Raw genomic sequence first — 6,580 nt, 5'->3', positions numbered from 1 at the left:
GGTCCAGGGGCAGCCCAGCGCTGTTTCGGCGGCGGGCGGTCCTCCGCTGAGGCGACTCGTCAGCGGGCGGCCCAGCTGATGCTCTTCGTCTGCAGGAACTCGTCGAGCCCGAACTCGCCCCATTCGCGGCCCAGGCCGCTCTGCTTGTAGCCGCCGAAGGCCGCGCGCGGGTTCACCCCGCCGCCACCCCCGTTGATCGCCACGCTGCCCGTGCGCAGCCGTGTCGCGATCTCGTACGCCGCCGTCGTGTCGGCGCTCCACACGCCGCCGGACAATCCGTACGCGCTGTCGTTCGCCAGCCGGACGGCCTCGTCGTCCGTGCGGAACGGCACGATCACCCCGACCGGCCCGAAGAACTCCGTCTGCGCGATCGTCATCGCGTTGTCCACGCCCGTGAACAGTGTCGGCTCGACGAAGAAACCCTTGTCCAGCCCCGCGGGCCGCCCACCGCCGGCGACGATCCGGGCACCCTCCTCCTCGCCGGTGCGGATCAGCTTCTCCACCTTGTCGCGCTGCGCTTCGCTGATCAACGGGCCCATCGTGGTACTCGCGTCAGCCGGATCACCGACCCGTACGGCCGCCAACGCGGCCTGGATCCGCGAGACCAGTTCGTCGTGCACCGACTCGTGGACGATCGTGCGCGTCAGCAACGAACAACCCTGCCCGGCGTGCGTCGTGATGCCGAGCACCGCGGAGCGGGTGGCGCCGTCGAGGTCGGCGTCGGCGCGGACGATACTCGCGGATTTCCCGCCCAGCTCCAGCACCACCTTCTTCAGCGAGGCCGCCGCCTGGCCGTAGACCATCCGCCCCACCGTGTCCGAGCCGGTGAAGCTGACGAGGTCCACCAGCGGGCTCGTGGTGAGTTCGCGCCCGGCTTCGACGTCCCCGGTCACGACGTTCACCACGCCGGGCGGCAGCCCCGCGGCGTCGGCGAAATCCCCGATCAGCAGGGATTCCAGCGGGGTGAGCGGCGCCGGTTTGAGCACCGCCGTGCAACCGGCGGCGAGCGCCGGGATCAGCTTGATCATGCTGAGGAAGAACGGGAAGTTGTAGGCCGCGATGAGCGCGCACACGCCGAACGGCTCACGCCGCAGCTGGCCCTGCGACACGCCCAGCGGGCCGATCGCCGGGTCCATCGGGCGCTGCCACGGGAAGGCCGGGATCACCCGCTCGGCCATGTCCCGCAGATGCGCCACCGGCACCGCCGTCTGGATGCTTTCCGCCACCCACCGCACGGAACCGGCTTCGGCGATGTTGACGTCGACCAGGTCGGGCAGCCTGCGCTCCATCTCCTCCGCCATGCGGAGCAGGATCGCGGCACGTTCGGCGGGTTTCATCCGCGCCCACGGCCCTTCGTCGAAAGCCCTGCGTGCGGCCGAAATCGCGCGCCGGACATCGGCGAGTGAGGCTTGCGGGACTTCGGCGATCGTTTCCTCCGTCGCCGGGTTGCGCACGGCCACGTGCGTGTCGGAGTCGCCGTCGGTGTAGCGGCCGTCGATGTAGAGCTGCGAAGAGAAGGTGGTCATGGCGTCTCCATAAGGTTGTTGATGTTCAGGACGGGATGTTCTGAATGCCCAGGGCGGTGGGGTGTGGCTGATGACGTCTTGCCGTTGGGTGGCTTCGAAGGAGTAGCCGCCCCGCCGTTCTGGACGCCCTGGCCGCTGATTGAAATCTGCGCACGGTCGCTGTTTATGGAGCTGCTGACGGGTCGTCCACGGGGTTGAACTGCGGAAATGAGGGGACGGGCCGGGTGGCGGTGCGCACGATGTGGGTGGGGATCGACGTCGGCAAGGGCTTTCACCACGCCTGCGCGGTCGATGAGACCGGTCAGGTTGTGTTCTCCCGGAAGGTGGTCAACGGGCAGGCCGCGATCGAGCAGTTGATCGCTCGCACTCGGGCGAAGGCGGCCGAGGTGGTGTGGGCGGTGGACATGACCTCCGGGGCCGCGGGTCTGCTGCTGGCGCTGCTGCTCGGGACCGGGGCGCCGGTGGTGTATGTGCCGGGCCGGCTGGTCAACCGGATGGCCGGGGCGTTCGCCGGTGAGGGCAAGACCGATGCCAAAGACGCCAAGACCATCGCCGAAACCGCTCGCCTGCGCGGCGATCTCACGCCGGTGACGAGTCCGGATGAGATCGCGGCCGATCTGAAGATCCTCACCGCCCGGCGCGAGGACCTGATGGCCGACTGGGTGCGGGGAGTCAACCGGCTGCGTGAACTGCTCGCGAGCATTTTTCCCGCCCTGGAGCGGGCTTTCGACTACTCCGCGCGCTCGCCGCTGATCCTGCTCACCGGCTACCGCACCCCCGCCACCATCCGCGAGGCCGGCGCGCCCGGCCTGACCGCGCATCTGCGCGACAACGGTGCCTGGCCGAAAAGCACCTCGTCCATAGTGGACAAAGCGCTGGCCGCGGCAGGCGAGCAAAGTCTTGCCCTGCCCACAGAAGCCACCACCGCGCCCCTGATCACCAGGCTGGCCCGGCAACTGCTCGATCTCGAGCGGGAGATCAAAGACCTCGACAAGCACATCACCGAGCGTTTCGGGCAGCACCCGGCCGCCGGGCCGATTACCAGTGTCGACGGGTTCGGCCCGATCCTGGGTGCCCAGCTGCTCGCCGACACCGGCGGCGACCTGCAAGCGTCCTTCGGCAACTCCGGGCGCCTGGCCGCCTACGCAGGGCTGGCCCCCGTGCCACGTGACTCCGGCCGGGTGCGCGGCAACCTGCACCGACCCACCCGCTACCACCGCGGCCTGCGGCGCGTGTTCTACCTCGCCGCCCTGTCCGCCATCAAAGTCAAAAACGGCCCCTCCCGAACCTTCTACCAGAAGAAACGAGACGAAGGAAAGATCCACACCCAAGCCCTGATCGCCCTGGCCCGCCGCCTCGTCGACCTCATCTGGGCACTGATCCGCGACGGCCGCGAGTTCCACCACTCACCACCACCCACAGCCCAAACGGCTTGACAAATTCATTGAGACTCCCTCTCGATCAGGGCGAGGCTCGCCCGTGCGTAGGCGGCGCGGCGTCTCGCGCTCACCAGGAAGCTCGGCGGCGCGAAGTAGGCGACGTCGCGGGGGAGCGATCCGGCGCGACGGGCGAGCGCCGCTTTCGCGTCGGTTGTCCTGCCGCAGACGGCGATGTCGGCGAGCATCTCGTCCGTGACCGCGTCGGCCATCGCGTCGGTGTCCCCGGCGCGGAACGCCGCGCGCAGCCGCTCGACCGGGCCCTCCCAGCCGTGGTGCGCCACGTACGGGTCATAGGTCTTCACGGTGAGGTAGAAGGCGATCATCCGCCGGGCGTCCCTGATCGCGCGCTCGGGCGCGGCGTCGTCGACGGCCGTGATCACCCAGCCGTGTTCAGTACCCTCATCTCCCGCCGCGGGCCGGACGACGTCGCGCCACCAGGACGCGGTGAACAGCCCGTGCCCGATCACGCCGTCGGCGACCCGGCCGGCGGTGGCGGCCATCCGCCGGTTGAACGCCGCGAGCAGCACGGGGATGTCGAGCCTGCCCAGTACGGGGGCACGGACGTCGGCGTCGGCCGAGTAGAACTCGCCCGAGTACTGGACTTTCTCGCCGTTTTCCGCCCGCAGCCAGGCGCGGACGACGTCCACGGTCTCGGCGATCCGCGCCACCGGCCGGTCCGCGGGCACCCCGAACCAGTCCCGGTTGACGCGGAACGCCCCGCTGCCCAGCCCGAGGAAGAGCCGGCCCGGCGCTTTCGCGTGCAGCTGGCGCATCGCCGTCGCGTGGGCGTAGGGCGTGCGGCTGAAGGCATAGGCGATCGCGGGGCCCAGTAAGGCTCTCTCGGTGTTGGCGACCATTTCGACGAGCGTCGTGTACGGGTCGTGGTCGGCGAAATCTCCCGTGCAGAAGGCGGCGGCACCGGCCTGCTCGGCTTCGCGGGCGACCCCGGGACCAGGCCAGGGCATACCGAACCGCACCGGAAACCTCCCCGGGAAAGAGGGCACTCTTCTAAGGGAAGGTACGGCAGTTTCAGCGCAGCGTCCACTTCCCGCGGGCGACCTTGGAGCGGTCCACCTGTGCCTTGCCGATGGGGTTGCCGAGCTGCGTGTACGACAGCCCGGTGCGCAACGCCTGCGTGCGCGTGGAGTCCAGCGACTCCCAGATCGCCCGCACGGTGCCCTGGATCGCGGCGGGCGGTTTGGCCGCGATGATCGCCGCGATTTCGGCTGCCCTCGCCCAGAGCTTGCCGTCCGGCAGCACTTCGCTGACCAGCCCGATCTGCATCGCGCGCTCGGCCGACACGCGTTCGTCGAGCCCGAGCAGCGCGATGCGCAGCGTTTCGCCGAGCGGGATCCGGCGCGCCAGCCCGATCGGTTCCAGCGCCGCGGTGAGCCCGTAGCTGACGTGCGGGTCGAAGAAGGTCGCGTCCTCGGAGCAGATCACGATGTCGGCTTCGTTGAGCCAGTAGAACGCGCCGCCGGCCGTCATCCCGTGCACCGCGCACACCAGCGGTTTCCACACCTGGTTGAGCTTGGGAGAGAGGAATTCGCCGGGATCGGCCTGGCTCCAGACGTTGGGGTGGCGCTCGATTCTCTGTTTGACGTCCATCCCGGTGCAGAACGCGCGCTCGCCAGCGCCGCGCAGGACGATCACGTGCACGTCGTCGTCTTCCTTGACCAGACGCCAGATTCCGGCGAACTCGTCCAGCATCCGCTGGTTGAAGCCGTTCATCGCCTCGGGGCGGTTCAGGGTGATCGTCGCGATGTGCTCGGTGAGGTCGAAGAGGACGGTCTCGAACTCCGATCGCATGGCGGGGCCCTTCTGTCGGCGCCGGATGAGAGTACAACGAATTTCGCGGGCAGAAATACAGTACACTCTTCCCGGGAAGCCCATGCTCGACCGAAGGACTGAGGCCGTGTCGATCCCAGATCAACGCCCCCTCCCGGCCCGGCTGCGGCGGGTGCTCGCGGCCGACCCGGAGGCGATCGCCCTGACGTTCGAGGACCGCGGCTACCCGTGGGCTTTCCTCGGCAGCGCGGTGGACGAGGTCGACCGGCTGCTCACCGACGCCGGCGCCCCCGGCGCGCACCGGGTCGGCATCGTCCTGCGCAACCGGCCCGGTCACCTGGCCGCGCTGGTCGCCGTGATCGCCACCGGGCGGGAGGTGGTGACGCTGAGCCCTTTTCACGGTGACCTGGCCCTGGCCGAGGACATCACGGCGACGGCGCCGCAGATCCTCGTGGCCTCCGCCGGGGACTGGGCCCGCCCCGGAGTCGCGGAGGCCGCCGCGGAACTGGGCGCGATCCCGCTCGAGACCGGCGAGGACGACGTGCCGTTACTCCCACGCGCCGCGGCATGGCCGATCGCACCCTTTCCCGCCGACCGCAGCGATATCGCGGTCCTGATGCAGACCAGCGGGACGACCGGGCGGCCCAAGCGCGTCGCCCTGACCTACCGCAAGCTCACCGCCGCGTTCGAAGCCTCGGGCACGCCGGTCTCGTCCACGGAAGTGCGGCTGCGGCGGCATCCGTCGATCCTCTGGACGTCGCTGGTGCACATCGGCGGGCTGTACTTCGCGGTCGCCAACGTCGCCGCGGGCCTGCAAACCGCGCTGCTGGAACAGTTCGACGTGCACCGCTGGGCCGAGCTGGTACGCCGCACCCGGCCACGGCGCGTCCGGCTGGCACCGGCGGCACTGCGGATGGTGCTGCACTCGGACCTGCCCGCCGACACGTTCGAAGGCGTGGAGCAGGTTTCTTCGGGCACGGCCCCGCTGGCGCCTGAAGACGCGGACCGGTTCACGGCGCGGTTCGGCGTGCCCGTGTTGTCGGTGTACGGCGCGACGGAGTTCGCCGGGGCCATCGCGGGCTGGGATCTCGCGCTGTACCGCGAATGGTGGGAGGCGAAGCGGGGGAGCGTCGGCAGGCCGTTCTCCGGGATCGAGCTACGGATCGTGGACGGGGAAACCGGCGAGCCGGTGCCGGCAGGCGGCGTCGGCGCGCTCGAAGCGAAGGGCGCGCAGCTGCCCGGCAACGGTGGCTGGGTGCGCACCACGGATCTCGCGAGCCTGGACGCGGACGGTTTTCTGTTCATCCACGGGCGTGCGGACGACGCGATCAACCGGGGCGGGTTCAAGATCGTGCCGAGCGTGCTCGAAGACGCGCTGCGCACGCATCCGGTGGTGCAGGACGCCGCCGCGGTGGGAATTCCCGACGCGCGGCTCGGCGAAGTGCCGGTCGTCGCGGTGACGCTGCGGGACGGCGCCCGCCCGGCCGGTGGCGAGCTGCGAGCGTGGCTGGCGCAGCGGCTGGCCCGCTACCACCTGCCGACGGAGATCAGGATCGTCGACGAGCTGCCCCGCACCCCGTCGATGAAGGTGAGCCGCCCCGAGGTCCGCGCACTGTTCGAGGCGCCTGCCGTGGGGGAGTGAGGTTCATGGGGAAGCGGGCGACGGGCATGGTCCGATGCGCGCGGACGCATGCGGGGGCGTGGTGGCGTTCGAACGAGGTGCCGCGAACCTTCCGCCGCACAAGGTGAGCCGCCTCGGGGTGCGCGCGAGGTTCATGGCGGCGGGTCGCAGTGCGCGCCGTCGCGGTGCGAGCCGCCCCCGCGGCG

General features: G+C 70.3%; 5 protein-coding genes. 2 read left to right on the top strand and 3 right to left on the bottom strand.

The annotated features are described in order from the left end of the window. Positions 1-59 precede the first annotated feature (59 nt). A complete protein-coding gene (locus FPZ12_RS09320) occupies positions 60-1,526 on the bottom strand; it encodes an aldehyde dehydrogenase family protein (protein WP_144761221.1) in 1,467 nt (488 codons plus the stop codon). Between the two features lie 239 nt (positions 1,527-1,765). On the opposite strand from FPZ12_RS09320, the gene FPZ12_RS09315 reads away from it, so the two are divergent. After that, positions 1,766-2,962: an IS110 family RNA-guided transposase gene (locus FPZ12_RS09315; RefSeq protein ID WP_424923584.1), complete on the top strand. Its 1,197-nt coding sequence runs from the start codon at positions 1,766-1,768 to the stop codon at positions 2,960-2,962. Positions 2,963-2,967: 5 nt separating this feature from the next. Here FPZ12_RS09315 and FPZ12_RS09310 read toward each other — a convergent pair whose 3' ends face one another. Then, complete coding sequence (locus tag FPZ12_RS09310) at positions 2,968-3,942, bottom strand: LLM class flavin-dependent oxidoreductase (protein WP_144761215.1); 975 nt, start codon at positions 3,940-3,942, stop codon at positions 2,968-2,970. Between the two features lie 52 nt (positions 3,943-3,994). Beyond that, positions 3,995-4,774 carry an enoyl-CoA hydratase/isomerase family protein gene (locus tag FPZ12_RS09305; protein ID WP_144761212.1) on the bottom strand — a complete coding sequence of 260 codons (780 nt, stop codon included), beginning with the start codon at positions 4,772-4,774 and terminating at the stop codon, positions 3,995-3,997. A 106-nt stretch (positions 4,775-4,880) separates the two neighbouring features. Here FPZ12_RS09305 and FPZ12_RS09300 point away from each other — a divergent pair, with 106 nt between their 5' ends. Then, complete coding sequence (locus FPZ12_RS09300) at positions 4,881-6,395, top strand: class I adenylate-forming enzyme family protein (protein ID WP_243769761.1); 1,515 nt, start codon at positions 4,881-4,883, stop codon at positions 6,393-6,395. The last annotated feature ends 185 nt before the right edge of the window (positions 6,396-6,580 follow it).

This window comes from Amycolatopsis acidicola (genome assembly GCF_007713735.2).
Classification (GTDB): Bacteria; Actinomycetota; Actinomycetes; order Mycobacteriales; family Pseudonocardiaceae; genus Amycolatopsis_E; species Amycolatopsis_E acidicola.
This window is presented reverse-complemented; position numbering and strand designations above follow the sequence as displayed.